At 48.0% G+C, this 17,796-nt stretch carries 16 protein-coding genes; 1 reads left to right on the top strand and 15 read right to left on the bottom strand.

Features of this window, described 5'->3' with window-relative positions:
• Positions 1 to 159: 159 nt before the first annotated feature.
• Positions 160 to 606, bottom strand: coding sequence for a hypothetical protein (locus OEL90_RS02565; protein ID WP_300687034.1), 447 nt, complete (start codon positions 604 to 606; stop codon positions 160 to 162).
• Positions 607 to 757: 151 nt separating this feature from the next.
• On the opposite strand from OEL90_RS02565, the gene OEL90_RS02560 reads away from it, so the two are divergent.
• Positions 758 to 1,564 (top strand): cysteine hydrolase family protein, encoded by an 807-nt coding sequence (locus OEL90_RS02560; protein WP_300687033.1) that lies wholly within the window; start codon positions 758 to 760, stop codon positions 1,562 to 1,564.
• 8 nt (positions 1,565 to 1,572) lie between these two features.
• On the opposite strand, the gene OEL90_RS02555 is transcribed toward OEL90_RS02560, so the two are convergent.
• The 14 genes from OEL90_RS02555 to aroD form a co-directional block, all read right to left on the bottom strand.
• Positions 1,573 to 2,802, bottom strand: coding sequence for a sensor histidine kinase (locus OEL90_RS02555; RefSeq protein WP_291403376.1), 1,230 nt, complete (start codon positions 2,800 to 2,802; stop codon positions 1,573 to 1,575).
• A gap of 2 nt (positions 2,803 to 2,804) precedes the next feature.
• Entirely contained in the window at positions 2,805 to 3,482 is a 678-nt protein-coding gene (locus OEL90_RS02550) for a response regulator transcription factor (RefSeq protein WP_300687032.1), read from the bottom strand.
• 345 nt (positions 3,483 to 3,827) lie between these two features.
• Positions 3,828 to 4,589: a GntR family transcriptional regulator gene (locus OEL90_RS02545; RefSeq protein ID WP_291403380.1), complete on the bottom strand. Its 762-nt coding sequence runs from the start codon at positions 4,587 to 4,589 to the stop codon at positions 3,828 to 3,830.
• A gap of 215 nt (positions 4,590 to 4,804) precedes the next feature.
• The gene (locus tag OEL90_RS02540) at positions 4,805 to 6,298 is read right to left on the bottom strand and encodes an aldehyde dehydrogenase family protein (protein ID WP_300687030.1); all 1,494 of its coding nucleotides are present in this window, start codon (positions 6,296 to 6,298) and stop codon (positions 4,805 to 4,807) included.
• An 89-nt stretch (positions 6,299 to 6,387) separates the two neighbouring features.
• Complete coding sequence (locus tag OEL90_RS02535; RefSeq protein WP_300687029.1) at positions 6,388 to 7,281, bottom strand: shikimate dehydrogenase; 894 nt, start codon at positions 7,279 to 7,281, stop codon at positions 6,388 to 6,390.
• Between the two features lie 72 nt (positions 7,282 to 7,353).
• Positions 7,354 to 8,151 (bottom strand): IclR family transcriptional regulator, encoded by a 798-nt coding sequence (locus tag OEL90_RS02530; protein ID WP_300687027.1) that lies wholly within the window; start codon positions 8,149 to 8,151, stop codon positions 7,354 to 7,356.
• A gap of 199 nt (positions 8,152 to 8,350) precedes the next feature.
• The gene (locus OEL90_RS02525) at positions 8,351 to 9,538 is read right to left on the bottom strand and encodes an MFS transporter (protein ID WP_300687026.1); all 1,188 of its coding nucleotides are present in this window, start codon (positions 9,536 to 9,538) and stop codon (positions 8,351 to 8,353) included.
• Positions 9,539 to 9,666: 128 nt separating this feature from the next.
• Positions 9,667 to 10,716 carry a TRAP transporter substrate-binding protein gene (locus tag OEL90_RS02520; RefSeq protein WP_300687024.1) on the bottom strand — a complete coding sequence of 350 codons (1,050 nt, stop codon included), beginning with the start codon at positions 10,714 to 10,716 and terminating at the stop codon, positions 9,667 to 9,669.
• Positions 10,717 to 10,825: 109 nt separating this feature from the next.
• A complete protein-coding gene (locus OEL90_RS02515; RefSeq protein WP_300687022.1) occupies positions 10,826 to 12,115 on the bottom strand; it encodes a TRAP transporter large permease in 1,290 nt (429 codons plus the stop codon).
• Between the two features lie 32 nt (positions 12,116 to 12,147).
• Positions 12,148 to 12,633, bottom strand: coding sequence for a TRAP transporter small permease (locus OEL90_RS02510; protein ID WP_300687020.1), 486 nt, complete (start codon positions 12,631 to 12,633; stop codon positions 12,148 to 12,150).
• Between the two features lie 132 nt (positions 12,634 to 12,765).
• Entirely contained in the window at positions 12,766 to 14,568 is a 1,803-nt protein-coding gene (locus OEL90_RS02505) for a thiamine pyrophosphate-binding protein (protein ID WP_300687018.1), read from the bottom strand.
• Positions 14,569 to 14,599: 31 nt separating this feature from the next.
• Positions 14,600 to 15,520 carry a hydroxymethylglutaryl-CoA lyase gene (locus OEL90_RS02500; protein ID WP_291403397.1) on the bottom strand — a complete coding sequence of 307 codons (921 nt, stop codon included), beginning with the start codon at positions 15,518 to 15,520 and terminating at the stop codon, positions 14,600 to 14,602.
• Between the two features lie 233 nt (positions 15,521 to 15,753).
• A complete protein-coding gene (locus tag OEL90_RS02495) occupies positions 15,754 to 16,572 on the bottom strand; it encodes a sugar phosphate isomerase/epimerase family protein (RefSeq protein ID WP_300687015.1) in 819 nt (272 codons plus the stop codon).
• Positions 16,573 to 16,913: 341 nt separating this feature from the next.
• Positions 16,914 to 17,693, bottom strand: a complete 780-nt coding sequence (aroD, locus tag OEL90_RS02490; protein ID WP_300687014.1) for a type I 3-dehydroquinate dehydratase — start codon at positions 17,691 to 17,693, stop codon at positions 16,914 to 16,916.
• Positions 17,694 to 17,796 lie beyond the last annotated feature (103 nt).

Raw genomic sequence — 17,796 nt, 5'->3', positions numbered from 1 at the left:
TTTTTTAAAAAGCCTGCTCGTCCGAAGTCGGGAGCAGGCGAAGTATTTTGTCAACCTTGATATTATATACCGTCACAGTCAGAAGATCAAGAGAAATGTAGTTAAACTCCGGTATTCAGCGCTAAAACCTTGCGCATTAACCCCTTATCCCCTTATACGCTAAAACTTCAGCGTGCACTGGTCTCCGTCCAGCCCGTATGGATTGTCCGGATAACGTCTTATTGAAAAATCCAGCTTTCTGAAATAAGGCGACTGCTCGTGTGGCACTCTGATCCGCAGCACCGCCAGATCCCGCCGGCTCTCCTTCAGCTCCGCGAACACCGCCCGCCCCACTTCGATCTTGTCGACAGACTCCAGCAGCGCAAAATGTTGAATTTCCGCTTCCCCACGCTGAGCCTTGGAAAGACCAATTATGCCGATGGTCCCTTCTTCTCCCTCCCCCACCACAAGATACATCCTGCTCTTGAAGTTGGAATAGAGTGCCTCTGAAATACTTTTAATCTTCCCATAATCAGCACCCGGGACAGCGCGCTGCATCAGCTCAAATAATCTCTGATCCGTATATAAGAGATGCGTTTCCTTCGAATCCAGCGTTATAAGGTTCACGGTCATAAACTCCTTTTAAGGTTAAATAGTCTGCAGCAAACTGCGGTCTATAAGGGACGGACTGATAAATTCAATCCATACTATCACATCCGCACACTGTCTGCAAGGGCGTGAAACAGGGTATGAATCAGAAGGAGTAAGAACGGTAGAAGTGGCGTCCTGGCGTGACGGCGGGATCCATGTAGAAGTGGGGGTCTATGGAAGCAGGGTCGATAGGCCTCTGCCGCAGACACCCACGTCCATCCTTCAATTCGAAAGGAGCATCTCCATGAACCAAGCACTCAATGAGAATCAACAGCTCAAATTGAACGGCAGCGCCCTCCTTTGGCTGGACAAGCTTCAGACCCGGCTTGAACAGTTCGAAACCCTGTCACTGGAGTCACTAGAGCCGGAGGATACGGCGCTGGTCATCATCGATATGACAAATGGTTTTGCGAGGGAAGGCCTCCTGGCCAGTCCAAGAGTCGGTGCGCTGATCCCCGGTATTGCCAGTTTGGCTGAAGCTTGTCTCGGGAGGCACATTCCTGTCATTGCGCCATCGGATACTCACACACCGGACGCCGAGGAGTTCAGCACCTACCCTGCCCACTGCATGGCCGGCAGCCAAGAAAGCGCCCTTGTCAGTGAACTTACATCCCTGGAAAGGATAATAAGACTCGATAAAAACTCAACCCAAATCTGGCATTCGCAGGCTTTTCAGGACTGGTTCCGCGAAAATGAGCGGCGCTCCACCTGGATCCTGACCGGAGACTGTACCGATATCTGCGTGCTCCAATTTGCGCTGGTTTTGAAAACCCTTTTTCAGTCGAAAAATCGACCCTCAAGAGTCATTGTGCCAATAAATGCCGTCAACACCTTCGAGACGCCGGACCACCCAGGTGACCTGTACCATCTGATGGCCCTTGCCCTGATGGATGCCGGCGGTTTAGAGCTGGTAAAGGGTGTGGAGGTGTCGTAAAGAGACACTTAAACCCCCGGCAGCACCAGCGTCATCTCTGTCCATTCCCCGGGGTGGCTTGAAGCTGTCAGTCTCCCGCCATGCTGCTCTGCTATGCCGCGGGCAATAGCGAGTCCCAGGCCATAGCCCCCGGTGGCTTTCGTTCTCGAGGCATCCAGACGCACAAAACGGTCGAAGATCGCTTCAAGCCGGTCCTCCGGTATGCCTTCACCTGTATTGCGAACCCGCAGCCAGGCTTTGTGCTTTTCCCGGCTCACCCTGATCTCGACATGACCGCCTGAAGGCGTGTATTTCAAAGCGTTGTCCAAAAGGATTACAAGCACCCTGCGGATGCCCTCCGGATCCATCCGCGCCATGACCTCTTCTTCAGAGGACACCGACAGTTCTATCCCGCGCTCGAAGAAGATCGCCTCATAGGAGAGAAGGCATTTTTCCAACAATGCTCTCAAGGAAGCCTCGACCCGAACCGGTTCAGCCACGTGATCCAGCTTCGCAAGATCCAGCATGTCTGTGACCAGCCCTGCCATATTGGTCGTTTCAGTTTTGATGCCTTCGATCCACTTGGCTTCCTGGGGATCACCCAGGGAACCCAGCAGAGCCAGCTGCGTCTGAATTACCGTCAGCGGCGTCCTGAGCTCGTGGGAGGCGTCCGCCAAAAACTGCTGCTGCTTTTCGAACGCCGCTTGAATTGGCCTTACAGCACGATTGGCAAAGAACACACTGACCCCAAACAAGACGAGCAGACTGCCAACGCCAACCCAAATAAACACCATCAACAAATCATTTAAGGACGCATGAACAGGTGTCCGGTCAAGCAATACCATTTTATACCCGTCAGGCAACTCACTCACGAGATAATCGTAAGAGGTTTCCCCTATTTTGACTCTGCCAAAATCCCGATCAGCTTCCGCCACTGTCCCAGCCTCGGTTCCAGCTGACGCCTTGCTCAAAATCTTTGTCACGGCCGCCTCCACCGCCTGCTCGTCCACCTCCAGGTAGGACATGAGCAGCAGAATTTTGCCCTGAGAATCCGTCTCAACAATCAAACTCCCAAAAGCATCCCGGCTGTCCGGGACAGGCCTGGGCGGTGCCCGCATGATCTTCTCAAGGGTAAATTGACTTTGCTTGTTCATACTGTTAGCCGTCAGCCCATAGATGGCCCCAAAGATCCCCACAAAGACGAGGATTAACATGCTCATGATCAGGACGACAAAACGCCATTTCAGTTTGCGAAACATGCCTAGTCCCCCATTCCCAGCCGGTAGCCAACACCGCGCAGCGCATTGATGCTCACCTTGGATTCCAGAAAGCTCAGTTTCTTCCTTAAAAAGCTGATATAGACCTCCAGGGTGTTGTGCTCCACCTCAGCGTCGTAGCCCCAGACGCTGATGATCATCTCTTCTTTTGGCATCACCTGCTGTGGGTGGTCCATCATCAGCTTCATAATCTCGAACTCCTTCAGGGTCAGCTGAACCTCTCCTTTTGGGCCCGTCAGAATCAGCGTCCCCAGATCGAGGGTCAAGTCCCCATAGGTGATCCCGGGTTCCAGAACCGGCTCCCCTTTACGCCGAGTGAGGGCTCTGATGCGGGCAAACAGCTCCTCTGTCGCGAAGGGCTTGGGCAAATAGTCATCTGCCCCTTCGTCCAGGCCGCGCACCTTGTCGGTGACCTCGCCTTTTGCCGTCAGGAGGAGGATGGGGGTTGCGATACCATCGGCACGGAGGTTTTTCAGCACTTCCAGGCCATTCATCTTGGGCAGCATGATGTCCAGCAGGATGACATCAAAGCGATCAGTCAGCGCCGCGTCCAAACCGCTCACGCCGTCATAGGCCGCCTCTACCGTCAATTTATTCTTCCTCATCAGACTGCAGAGCGCGTCAGACAGCGCCCGTTCGTCCTCAATCAATAAAACCTTCATTGGATTTCCTCCATCCTGCTTTTGGTCCGCCACACTTGACCGGGCAACCCTCCGCCGCTTCGTTCCTGTCATCATGATAGCAGAGAACCCTTAAAGAAAGTTGAAAATGTCCCTTCAGGTTCATTTAAGCTTTGCGTTGTATCCTAAGGACATGGCAATCATGTACATGCCCCCTTTAGAAGACTGGAGAAGCGGTTTCCCACACTTATTCCCGGTCTATTAACAGAGGCTGTCTCGCAGGTTCAGCACCTACGGAGACAGCCTCTTTTTATTGCTTTAAAAAATTTCTGCCGATGGTCACCCATCCCCCAACCACACAAAGAGACCGCGGCTCTCGCTCTCGCTTTACTCTATCTGCGTCGTAGCTTCCAGATGATCCAGCGCCTCTCTCAAATGGATTTCCACCCACTTGGCGGCGCCTTCCCCGTCCCGGGCCTTAGCGGCTTCAAGTATCTTGTGATGATGCTCTTGAGAAAGGCGGTTGTACGCCTCGTTGGAAAGATAGTATCTCAGATAGCGGTCAATGCTGCGGTGCATCATATTGACCTGCTCCATCAGATAGGGATTGTCACAGTGGCTGATCAGGATCTGGTGAAACTCGTGGTTGAAAGCGCTGATCCCCTTCGCTGTGGTCTGTCTGTCAATTTCATTCAATACTTCTTCAGCGCGCACGAGCTCCTCATCAGTCAGATGAGGCACTGATTTTCGCATAGCCCCAATCTCAAGATAGATCCGCGTTTCAAAGCGCTGTCTGACGCGCTCCGGATCCCACATGCTGACAACAGCGCCTCGGTTGGGAATCATGGTAATCAAGCCTTCCGTCTCCAAAGTCCTGAGCGCTTCTCTGACAGGAATCAGACTGCTGTCAAACCGCTTTGCGATTTCTTCCTGTTTCAGGTGGCCGCCGAGCGGAATTTCACCGTTCAAAATGGCTTCTCGGAGTTCCTCAGAAATGATCAGCGGCAAGTTCAAAAAAGTCTTTGAACGCTTGATGGGCTTGGACTTTGACGCTGACTTGGAAGATCCGCGTTTGGTCGATGTCCTGGCCTTTTTGCCAGATCCTTCGTCAGGGTTTGCTTCGTTTGGCTCCAAAGATTTTTTCGGCATGGTCATTTTCCCCTCAAGAATATAATTTCATTCATTATTTATGCAACATTTTATAAAGACAATTTATTATATCGCATTTTTTGAATCCTTGCCGCAAAATTAAAAAAAATTACGCCGGCACATTGTCGAGAATTTCTTCCCAACTGTACCGGCGCAAACAGGATGATGTGATTCAGAATTACTGCTTTAAATCAATTGCATAATCAAATCCAAAATTAGTACTTGGAATATTGAACCTTCTCAAGCTCCGGATCGTAGAACTCACCGAAGAGCTCTTCATCAGACGGAGAATCTGCCTGATCCAGTTCTTTGGAGACCCAAGTCACGTTCATGTAGTGGTGAAGGTGAACGTTCTCTGAAGTCGCATTGCCAGCCCAAGTGCCGCAGCCTATGGAAGACGTCATAGGCATACCGTTGTTCATGCTGCCTGAATTTGCTTTGGATTGCGGCTGTCTGACCATGATGCGGCCAACGCGGGCTACCATAGCAAGTCTGTGGATATGGTCCTCATCAAATGAGAAGATCCCGACGGAGTGACCAATGCCGCCAACTTCATGGATTGCCATGACAGAATCAATAGCATTTTGGAATTCACCCGTATACTTGTGAACCGCAAGCAGCGTCGTCAACTTCTCACGGCACCAGATCCCTTCTTTAGAAGCGTTAAAGACCCCTGTACCATGGGAAGCGATCAGGAATTTTCTATCCTCAGGAATTTCAAAGCCAGCTGCTTTCGCCATATCTTGCGGAGAAAGTGCGACTGTGTCTGCAAGTCTGTGGATCTCTTCGTCCCACATTGCGTTCTTCATAGCTTCCTGCTCCTGCGCAGACAGCATGTAACCGCCTACAGCGACGAGCTCGTTAAGGGCCGCATCCCAGATGCTCTCATGGATGACAATGTTGCCATCTGCAGAACAGCCTGAACCAAAGTCAGAAGTCTTGGATCGCATGGTGTTGAATGCAGCTTTGTTGAGCTCCTGAGCTGCAGTTTCGTCCCAAACCATAGTCGCGTTGCCTGCGCCAACCGCATAAGCAGGGGTGCCGGAAGTGTAGGCACGGCTCACGACGCCTTGGCCGCCAGTAGCAATGATAAGGTCACATCTGGACATGAGGGCTTCAGAAGTCGCCTTGTTGATTTTAGCTTTTTGACCGAGGATTTGAACGAGATCCTCTGGCGCGCCGACTCTTCTGAGACCTTCACGCATGAGTTCGATCGTTCTGCGGCTCGTATTTTTAGTGCGTGGGTGTGGCGAGAAGATGATGGCATTTCTGGCTTTGATCGCGTAAATGGCATTGCCTGCAGGCGTAAGGTCCGGATTGGTTGCAGGAATAACACACGCAATAATGCCAACCGGCTTAGCGTACTTGACAATTCTCTTCTCTGGAATTTCTTCAATAATACCGACAGATTTCTGTCTGAGGCAGTCGCGGAGGATGCCGCGGATTTTGAAACGCTTAGCTTCGCGGCTGACAGGATCGCCGAAGTTGCTTTCCTCAATACCCATCATGACGAGCTCGTGGAAGTTATGTGAATTGGCAACGATTTGAGCAACGGATTGGATGGTTCTGTCAATTTGCTCCTGACTCCAGGTTTCGAATTCACGCTGTGCTATTTTCGCTTTAGCGTAAGCCTCTTCGATTTCATCAATGGCATCCTGGCCAAGCTTAAGCTCAGCATAGCGTGCTTTCATGTCAACATTCATGCTCATTCTTTTTTTCCTCCTCAGAATACTCTTGGTCATTATATAGTGGTTCCTTGACAACAATTCAATTAACAAGCCTATAACACTTTATGCCATTACTCGCCAAACAGGTCCTTCTTGACGACATCTACAGGCATTTGCTGACCGGTCCAGATTTCAAAGGCTTCAGCACCCTGCCAGATCATCATTGGGATTCCGTTCATAGTTTTGCAGCCCGCTGCTTTTGCCATTTTAATCAACTTCGTCTCAAGGGGAATGTACACAATGTGAGCGACGAATAAGTCAGGTCTGAAAGCTTCCGGCGCATTTACCGTTGACTTTTCAATCAGGTTTTCCTCTTTGCCTTCCGCATTTGTAACGACCTTATCCATTCCAAGCGGGGTACAGTCAATCAGGATATCAGCAGTCTTAACAGCCTCGATCACCGCTGCTTCGGAATAGACTTCACCGCGGGCATTGACGGACTTGATGTTTTCATGAATAGTCTCAAGGAGCTCGTCAACTTTCTCTGCTTCAACATCGAAAACCGTCATATCCGTGATGCCGGAAAGGGCTACCTGAACGCCAACCGCTCTGCCTGCGCCGCCTGCACCAACGAGAACGACACGCTTGCCGCTAAGGTCAAAGCCTTCCTCGCCAAGGCCTTTGACGAAGCCCTTGCCGTCTGTATTGTAGCCGACCAGTCTGCCATTGTCGTTAAACACTGTGTTGACCGCGCCAATCATTCTTGCGGCCGGGTCCACTTCATCCAGGTACTGAAGCACCTTTTGCTTATGGGGCATTGTCACGTTGAAGCCTTGCGCATGCAAGGCCTTCATGGCGTCCAGCGCTTCCGGAAGGTGACCATCCTCAATTTCAAAGGCAAGGTAGGCATATTCAAGCCCAAGTGCCGAGAAGGAAATATTGTGCATACGAGGTGAACGGCTGCTCTTAAGCGGATACCCTAGCAGACCAGTCAATCTGTATCTGCCGTCAATGCATTTCATCATGTTGCATTCTCCTTTTCATGGCTGATTCTCTTAATTAACTAAATACACCCAGAGCGGCTCATGTGAGCAGCTTCACTCTGCGTACATCAGATTCTTTGAATAATACCCCAACTGCCTTGAGATTTGGAGAGACGCATCCAGAACCAGTTTCGCGAAGTAATCCGTATCAGCGGGAAATCTGAACTTAGGCCCTGAAATGGAAATGCAGCCTATGACCTTTTGAGAAGCGTCATAAATTGGTGCAGCAACGCATCCAACCTCGTAATCCTTCTCAGCTACACTCACCGCATAGCCTATAGATCTGATTTTATCCAGCTCTTGAATAAACTCATCCGGATCTGCAATAGTGTATTCTGTAATTCTCTCCAAACGGCCTTTCATGTTGTCCCAGATGTCCCGGTCCATAAAAGCCAGTATCGATTTGCCCGTAGCCCCTGCCCAAATTGGATAGCGCTCGCCTATACGAACCGTTCGCTTAATAGCCAGCGGACTTTCGACCTGGTCAAAACAGATCCTGTCATAGTGGTCCAACAAATAGAGATTGGTCGTCTCTTTAGTGAGCTGTGTAATATTTTCCATAAACGGGCGGCTCACCGTCCTAATGTCGAGACTGTCCTTAGCGATCAGTCCCAGATAGTACAGATTATGCCCCAGCTTGTAATGATTTGTTCTCAAATTCTTTTCTATAAAGCCTTCAGACTCCAAAGCGCCAAGCAATCTTAATGTTGTCGACTTTGCCAGTCCGATTTTTTCCGAAATTTGAGTCAGGGAAAGCTCGCGATCATCCCATGTGAACGTCATTAGAATCGACAACGCTCTTGATAAGGTTCGCACTGTGGTTTCACCTTTGACATTTTTTACTTCTGACATATGAATTCTCCCTCGAATTGTCATGCTTCCATTTATAAGTAACGCGTTTACCTGGATGTTATTACTCCGGTGTTTAAATGGCTGAATTCTTTCTCGTCAAAATGATGATTTTGAAGTACTTTAACCAATTTCAATTTTGACTGCTTAAACACCATAGTAATAGAACGCTATGTCAAAGTATCGCTTGGATGCAAATCGTCTAATGTTTGCCTTCTATTCCTGCCGCAGGTAAATGAACCGCAGCCAGTGCCAAAAGGCCAATACCGGCAACCGTCATAAAACCGGCATTCAGTCCAAAATGACCACTCACCATGCCAATAAGGATTGGGCCGATGGTCATGCCAACCGCATACACAGACTGATAAAATCCCATTGCACTCGATTTATATGCGATATCAACATCCTTGATCGCAATGCCCATCAGAAGCGGAAATGACATCGATGTTCCTATGCCGCTGAGCAGCATGATCGGGAACAACTGAACATAATGATTTAGAAACGGAATCATTATACAACTTAAAGTGACCAGTGCAAATCCGGCAGTCAAAGTCGCCTTTTCTCCAAATCGATCTCGGATGACAGTCCCAGAGAGCGTCGCGAAGAAAATTTGGGGGAGAATGAACAAAATATTGTACAGATTCAGATGAAAGCTCTCAGCACCCAGCTCGGTCGCGAGCAGCGGCGTGAAACTGAAAACCGTAGAGAAGGTGATCAGCTGAGACAACAACCCCAACAAAGAGACCGAAACGAGTCTGCGATTCTTATACAAAAGAAAAATGTCTTTCAAGTTAAATGTTTTTTTTGCTTTGCTTTTTGAGCCGGTTTCCTTGATCCTGAAGCCCGCCACCAAGGCAATTGTACCCATGACAGCGCTCAGGACAAAAGCTGCTCTTACCTCAAAGGCTGCGACGACTATACCGCCAATAATAAAAGCGGATAATTGCCCAAGTCGATTAGTCGAATTGATAATGCCAATAGCTTTAGTCGATTCGGAATTCTTGAAGTACTCCGAGAACATCACTGTGATATTCACCCAGGTCGCGGCAGCGACGCCTGTGAAAAACCTGGCTGCTATTAAAAAGTTTGGATGTGGCGCCAGAAGGACGATCAAGGGGCTTAATACCGTCATGGTGATTCCGATCAGGACAAAGATCTTTCGCCTGCCCAGATAGTCTGAATAAAGACCGAGCGGCACCCTTAGCAGTACCTGGCTAAATCCATATGCCCCTGAGATCAGGCCGATGGTCTGCATAGACGCACCAATCTGACTGGCATATTTGGTTAACTGAGGCATATAGGCGTATTGTGAAAACCAGAAGGCGCCTGTCATAAGGCAAAAGAGCAATACAGACTGCCTGCCTTCAATTTTCTGAGTTGAGTCCGACATAGCTGATAACCTCTTCCTTACGCCTGTATATTTTTGAAAAATCCGGTGGAAGCGCCGTGGCGTTCCACCGGACTGATGTTACACGGCCTAAAGTTCAATAGACCTGGTTTGAAATCTCAGTACGAAGATTACTTCGCTTCTTCTGCAGCCTGAATGATGCCATCAACGAGGTCTTGACCGATCTTTTCAGCGATAGAAGGATATACAGTTGCTGCTGCAGCTGCCATTTCAGCTTTTACTTCGTCTGAAAGCTCAACGATTTGTGTGCCGCTGTCAGTAATGATCTTGACTCTGTCTGCAACACGAGCATCTGCTTGCTCACGGGCATAGGCACTTGCCTCAGCGACGGCTTGCTCTATAATCGCTTGAACTTCTGCAGGAAGGCTTTCAAAGTATGCTTTGTTAGTGACGAGCTGAATAGCGTGGAACATGTGGTTTGTGTTGATAATATAATCTTGTTGCTCGAAGAGCTTAGCGGAAACGATTGTCTCATAAGGGTTTTCTTGAGCGTCAATTGTGCCCTGCTGGAGACCAATGTAAACTTCAGAGAAGGCCATAGGCGTAGGGTTAGCACCGAGAGACTGCCAGTAAGCGAGGTGGTTCGGGTTCTCCATAGTTCTGATTTTTATGCCTTTGAAATCAGCAAAGCTTTCAATCTTCTTGTTGGAAGACATTGTTCTGAAGCCTTGGTCAGCAAAGCCGAGGAGCTTGTAGCCAGCTTTTGCGTAAGCTTCGTCAAGTTTGTCGACAAATGGGCCGTCGAGAACTTTACGAGCGACTTCAGTATTGGCGAAAACGTTCGCCATGTCGAATACTGCGAGTTCCGGAACGAAGTTAACCATTGGAGCTGTAGTTTGAATTACGAATTGAACGTCGCCAAGCTGAACGCTCTCTGCGACTTCACGGTCAGAGCCAAGCTGGCCGTTAGGGAAGACTTGCAGTGCGATTTTGCCGCCGGAAAGCTCAGCAAGTTTGTCAGAGAAGGCTTTAGCATAGATGAAAGTGACTGTGTCTTCAGGGCTGTCAATACCAACAGACCAGGAGTAGCTCTCCATTTCTGCTGCCGGTGTCTCAGTTGCCGGTTGCTCCGCAGGTGCTGCAGGCTCCGTTGTTCCGCCGCATGCTGCGAGCGAAAAGACCATTGCGAGGACAAGTAAAATGCTGACTAACTTCTTCATGTTTTTTCCCCAACCTTTCTTTTTTTTTGTCTCTTTTCTCTATACATCAGCTCTTCAGATTTATTTCCGAAGAGCGGTGTACCACATCAACAACTTATTGCTTTAGTTATTAGAGAAGCGCGAGAGAAATTGCAGGCACAAACGTGATGAAAATCAGAGCGACAATAAACATGAATATGAACGGCATTGCCTGTTTTGCGATGTCTGCGACCGGTACCCCTGTAAAGGAACTGGTGACGAAGAGGTTAATGCCAATAGGCGGTGTAACGAAACCAATCGCGAGGTTGACGACCATGATGACGCCAAAGTGAACTGGATCGACGCCAAATGCAGTGACAATCGGCAGCAAAATCGGTGTCAAAATCAGGATGGCAGGCGTGGTATCCATAACCATACCGACCAGGAGCAGGAAGACGTTGATGATAACCAGAACTGCAACTTTGGAAGTGAAGGTAGCCGTAATTGCCATTGCGATCGCCTGAGGCACTTGCATCAGCGTCAGAACGCGGGCAAAACCAAGGGCTGCGGCGATGATGAAGAGAATAGGCGCATAGGTTGCAACACCTTCAACGAAGATCTTAATGATTTGATTGAACTTCAGTGATTTGTAGATAAACAAACTGACGAAGAAAGCGTAATAAACGGAGATGACCGCAGCTTCTGTAGGAGATGCAACACCTGAATAGATGGAACCCAGGATGATGATTGGAGCGAGCAGCGCCCAGAAGCTTTCCTTAAAGACTGTGACAAAACCTTGAGATCTCAAAGCATTGTAGTTTTCCATGATTTTAACTTTGTCTTCGCCTTTTTTCTTACAGTAATAATAAGCGTAACCCATCAAGCAGGCACCAATCAACAGACCCGGAAGTACACCGGCGATAAAGAGCGCACCGACAGATGCACCGGAAGCCATACCATAGAAGATAAAAGGAATGCTTGGTGGAATGATAACGCCGAGACCGCCAGCAACCGCGACGAGCGCCGTTGAAAAGACTTTATCATAGCCCAGGTTGACGAGGAGCGGAATGGTCATGGAACCGACCGCAGCCGCTGTCGCTGGGCCCGAACCGGAAATTGCGCCGTAGAACAAACAGGTCATGACAACCGCCATTGGAAGTCCAGCGGTTTTGTTGCCTATGAAATAAGTAAACACGTTGAACAGCTTCTTGGAGATCCCGCCTCTTGCCATGATGATCCCTGAAAGGATAAACATAGGTACTGCGAGAATCGGGAAACTGTCAACACCTGCCAACATGGCACGGATGACCATTTCAGGCGATGCAGGAAAAGTTGAATCAAGCAGTTTGGGTAAAATTGCGGTAAGGCCTAATGTAGTTGAAATTGGCAGAGCCAATAGAACCGCTACCATAAAGAATAAAAACAATGCTACTGGTGACAATCGAATCCCTCCTTATTAATTCTTCAATGTGTTCAAATTTCTTCCTCAACGTTTTTTGCTGCTACAATGACAAAACTTTCAAGAATTCTGTAGACAGCCAAGCCAAAACCAACGACCGCCGCATAGTGAACGATATACATTGGCAGCTGTAATGCCGGGGTCAACTGTCCACTGCTGATAGTTGACTGAACAACATTGAAGGAATAACGGAGGACATAAGCAAAGAATCCCAAACTAACAATTTTAGTAAGCAGGAGAATAACTTTTTGAACTACTGGCGGAAGCAAGTGAAGGATCTGATCAATTTTGATCGAGCTGTGATGCTTGATGCAGTATCCAATACTAAGAAAAGCGGACCAAACAAATAAGTAACGCGTCAATTCCTCCGACCATGGCAGGGAATTGTTGAAGAGATAGCGCATTGCGACTTGGTAACCCATAACCAGAACCATGATGATCAGGAAAATTGTCAGCAAAGCTTCTTCGAAGTGCGCATTTAACCATTTAATAATACGCATTTTTTCACCTCATTTTGAGTGTCCGGATTCGCAAATCCGGCAGGCAGTAACAGACTTAAAGTAAGAAGGCAGGGCGGGCCGGGGATTGTTGCCCGCCCCTAATTTTATATGGTCTTACAGAAAAACGCAGTATTATTCGGTTGCGACGTGCTTGGATCTCGCGGCCTGACCGCCGACCAGCTTACCTTCAGAAACATTTTCTTTTGGTGTATAGATGTCATTGATGTTCCAGATGCCATCCGTAGGAACCGGAATGTTTTCCATTGGAACGTCGATCAGATATGGCTCGTTGGATTCGAGGGCTTCTTTGAAGACTGCCTTAAATTCATCCGCGCTGCTGATGCGCTTGCTCTTGACGCCATAACCAACCGCGATTTCAGCCCAGTTAACACTGTAGCTGGAGCCGTCCGGTTTTCTGAAAACCGTGCCGAAAGTGTGGTTGAAGTGGGAAGCCTCAAGACCGGCAATGGTACCAAAAGCATTGTTGTTCATAATGACCCAGACAACAGGAATGTTGTACTCCACTGCAGTGGCAAGGACAGATGGGTTTGCGCCAAAGCCGCCGTCACCAACCAGGGTAATAACTTTCTTATCTGGCGCTGCCAGTTTTGCGCCCAGAACCGCTGCCGGTCCAAAGCCCATTGTGGCGAGTCCGCCCGGATGAAGAATCGTATCCGGCTGCGTAATGTCGAACTGCTGGCTGACGCCATTTTTATTCCAACCCACATCTGTAGCAATGATGCCGTCTTCAGGGAAGACTTCGCGGACATCTTTGAGGATGCGCTGCGGTGTCATTGGGAATCTGCCGTCATTGGAGATCTCTACATTAGAAGCTTTGAATGCAGCTCTGTTCTCAGCGATGGCTTTTTTAAGCTGCAGACGCTGAATGCCTTCAGGCACTATCTCTTTTGCCGCTTCGAGAATGGCTTTCAGCGCCTGTTTTGGATCAGCGACCGCGCCAAGGGCAACCGGATAGTTTCGTCCGATTTCAGCCGGCTCGAGATCAACCTGGATGAACTTCGTTTTTTCAGCGTTGAAAGTGACGTCGTTATACCAAGAGCTGCTGTCTGCTTCAGCAAAACGTGTACCTACACCAAAGATCACATCAGCGTTTCTTGTAATGTCATGAACGAAATCACAGCCCCAGAAGCCTGTAACACCGACGTTCATTGGATGAAGGTCAGAAAGTGCGCCCTGGCCCATGAGTGTTCTTGAAACAGGGATTTCGAGGAATTCAACCAGTGCCTTGAGTTCTTCACTGGCTTGTGAAATAAGTACCTGACCACCCACGTGGATGACCGGATTTTTAGCTTCGATCAGCATCTTGGCGTATTCGTAAGCTGCTTCTCTAGAAAGCGCCGGACGAATCGTCACTGGGCTGTCGTGGTAAGTTCTTTCAAAATGACTTGTGTCGAGTTCTCTGGAAAACATGTCCATAGGCACTGAAATCAATACCGGGCCTGGTCTGCCGGACTCTGCAAGTCTGAACGCCTTGTCGAGAATTTCAGGGAATTGCTCTGGTTTATCAATTCTCCAAGCTCTTTTGACAAACGGTCTGTAGATCTCGTATTGAGCGCCGTCAGCGTGCATATTGACTTCCTGGTGCGGGTGCTTTCCGTAGTAGTAGCTAGGAACGTCACCTGCTATGACCACCATAGGGATGGAATCGAGTGATGCATTGGCGACGCCTGTCGCAGCATTTGTGAGACCAGGTCCAAGGTGACAAAGAACGACGCTGGCTTTTTTCGTAAGTCTTGCATACGCGTCTGCGGCGTGTGCTGCGAGCTGCTCATGTCTGACGGAAATAAACTTGAGTTTTGCATCCTTTAAAGGATCCAGCATTGCGATGACCGTGTGGCCGCAAAGACCGAAGACGTGCTCGACGCCTCTTCTTTCAAGATAATCTACCAATTGCTCAGAAATCAATTTCTTCAACTTTAGATCTCCTTTCCAACCTGTCCTTTATTTATACGATGGATTTACCAGCTTTTAATATGAAGCTTGAAACTTCTCTGCCTACGTAATCCTGTACTTTTCTGGCGAGTACGATCAGTTTGTCGAGGTCATAATCCGTGCGAACACCCATGGCGTTTACCATATGGACCACATCTTCCGTAGCAATATTGCCGGAAGCCCCCGGAGCGAACGGACATCCGCCGAGTCCGCCGAAGCAGGCGTCAAATCTGGTTATACCCGCCTGCATGCCGGCGACAACATTTGCGAGGCCCATGCCCCGTGTATTGTGGAAGTGAAGATTCCAAAGAATTTGTGGATACTTTTCCTTAACTGCTTTCGCGTACTCATAAACTTGCTGTGGGTTGGCCATGCCCGTCGTATCCGAAAGTGAAAGCTCAGTGACGCCAATTTGGAGGTAGCTGTCAATGATAGGGTAAATGTCTTCAATAGGGATAATACCCTCATTTGGATAACCGAAGCCAGTGGAAATGGCACCTGAAATAGTGATGCCTTTCTTTGCCGCGAAATTGGCGACTTCTTCGAACCCTTTAACTGCTTCTTCAGGTGTTTTGTTTAAGTTGCTCAGGGAGTGTGCCTTACTCGCAGAAACTGTGAGCTTCGCTTTCGTAATGCCGTTGGCTTCAGCGCGCTCGACGCCTTTAAGGTTCATGATCAGCGCTCTGTACTCAACGCCATCATAACGCTTGAGTCTTTTTGCGACTTCATCCGTGTCTGCCATCTGCGGGACTGCTTTAGGATGGACAAAAGATCCAATTTCAATAATTTTAGCACCTGCGGCTACGACCTCTTCGATCAACTCGATTTTCTGATCTACAGTCAGCAGCTTTTCTTCATTTTGAAGACCGTCTCTCGGACCGACTTCACAAATTTCAATGTAATCCACTTTGTTGAATTCGGAATTCTGACTCATTTTGCACCTCATTCATATAGGCGGGTCAGCAAGTACAGCTGCCCGGCAGTTATCATAAGAGACTTTACGAAGTTTCACTCAGCGGAACTCGATTCAATACTGCGAAATTTACATTCAGAATAGCATCGATTTTTCACATTGTCAATTCTGTTTTTCCAAATCTAATAAGAATTCTGACGATTCATTTTTTACGCAATTTTTACGCTATGTTATTTAGAAATTAATGGGAGATGCTATTTTCTTGGATTCGCTTCAAAATAGGTCTTCGCGGTAGCCAGGCAGCGGCGTGCATGTTCTGCATAACCAAATTCTCTGACGCGCTGAAGATTAGGGAGCTCAATGGAATAGGGCATTTCAGGCATACTGTGAATATATGACGCCACATCAATGCCGCCTTCGCCTACATAGGCGCGCGCTTCACGCAGAATGCGCGTCATTTCATCCCGATCCTGAGGAATCTCGACCGGCGCATCACAGAGGTGAGCGAAATGGAACCAGGATTCAGGCAGTTTTTTCAACTCTTCAGCGGATTCTCTTGACCGGTGCATATGATGGATATCTACCATAATGCCTGCATTGTCTCTATTGACGGTTTTCAGGACATCCACGGTGCCAATAAGTGTATTGACTGAAGCAATTGGAACAAATTCCAAATCCACAGTCAAACCGTATTGCTTGGCGAGGTCGCAAACTTCCCCGAACTTCTCAAGGTAGTAGTCGCGGTTGGGTGTCCAGATGCTGCTGAGGACATGTTTGCCGCCGAGCTCAGCGGCAACTTCCATAGCTGGCTCGTAGCGTTTTGGATCCATGTCATCAAAAATTCTTGCGAGCTCAATATCCAATAGCTTTACCCCGGTTTCAGCAAGGGCGGTTTTTGTCAGCTTCATCATGTCTTTATTAACGGCCAGATCATAGTTTGGCTCACCAGGCAATCCCATATAAATTGGTCTTAAGCTGACGAAATCATATCCCGCCATTGATGCTATGTAGATCATTTCCGGCGGCGGACAGCCTAATACGGTCAAATGTGCCAAAGAAAATTTGCTGTTCATTATCATTCTCCTCTACCTTTGGGATTGGCGCATAACTTATAACATAAAAAAACACCCAGTACGAATCACGCTTTTATTAAGAAGGATGATGGTCTGTGTGAGTTAATTCCGCGTACGTCATTCCGCCTAGCGGAACGTTGTGTCGTTTTTTATCTTGATTTTAGATTACCACCAGCACTAATCTTTGTCAACGTTTTTTTCCACTTAATAAATTTCAATTCCATCCAGCGAAACGACGTAATATTAAAACGTTTTAAAACCTGTATTTCAGCAAAAAAGCAGAGGTTATTGTGCAGTCTGTTACCGGCTGCACAATAACCTCTGTTAATATGTTGGTTAAATTATAATCTGAATTTGTTGTGATCTCCATGAAGCAAATTCAAGACGTCATCCAGAAGTTCTACTGAAATTTGTCCGGGTGCAGTCGCCTCACCTATTGCGCCATAAGTCATAGATGAACCAAAAATTTCTCCCGCAAGCCTGCTCAGCAAGCCTGCCGGCGACATGGCTGTTGTCACAATTGGTTTATCCCCATACTTGGATGCCGTTTCATAGGTAGCATTCAATAAGGTTAGAAGATCATCCGCGGTATTTGGCATGACAGCAATTTTCGATACATCAGCACCCATCTCCTGCATTTTCATCAAGGTCCGAATAAGTACCGCCTTTTCAGGTGTACTTTCTAAATTGTGATATGAACCCATAACGAGTACGCCGGCATTGTGAATTCGGGAGATATTCTCCGCTGCAACATCAGCACAAGAAATCAGCGCGACATCCACCAGGTCGACCGCACCACTTTCTGCAGCGATTTGGTTTAATTGCGTGTAGGCTTCAGGAGAAATTTCCCTCTCCCCGCCTTCTTTGAGTATTCTGAAGTCAAAGACGAGGATCTTATTCGGAAAAATCTCACGCAGCGACCTTAGCACTGCTATGGTTTTCTGATGATCAGAAACATCCTTAAAGGCATCTGCCCGCCATTCAACGACATCTATAGGAAAATGGACCATGCACTTAGCTTTTTCAATAATTGAAACCTCGTCTTTTTCAATGATGGGAACAATTATTTTAGGCTTGCCCTCGCCAATAATTATACCGCGGATATTGATAGTCTTTCTCATGATGACAGCACCTCAATAAAATTAAAATTGTTCCACATATCAATATGTAGTTCCGCCAAACGGAATGATCATATAGTAACATCACACTTTAAAATTGTCAATA

The sequence above is a fragment of the Acidaminobacter sp. genome, assembly GCF_030247605.1.
GTDB lineage: Bacteria > Bacillota > Clostridia > Peptostreptococcales > Acidaminobacteraceae > Acidaminobacter.
Note: the sequence above shows the minus strand (reverse complement) of the source record. Positions and strands in the feature narration are given on the sequence as shown.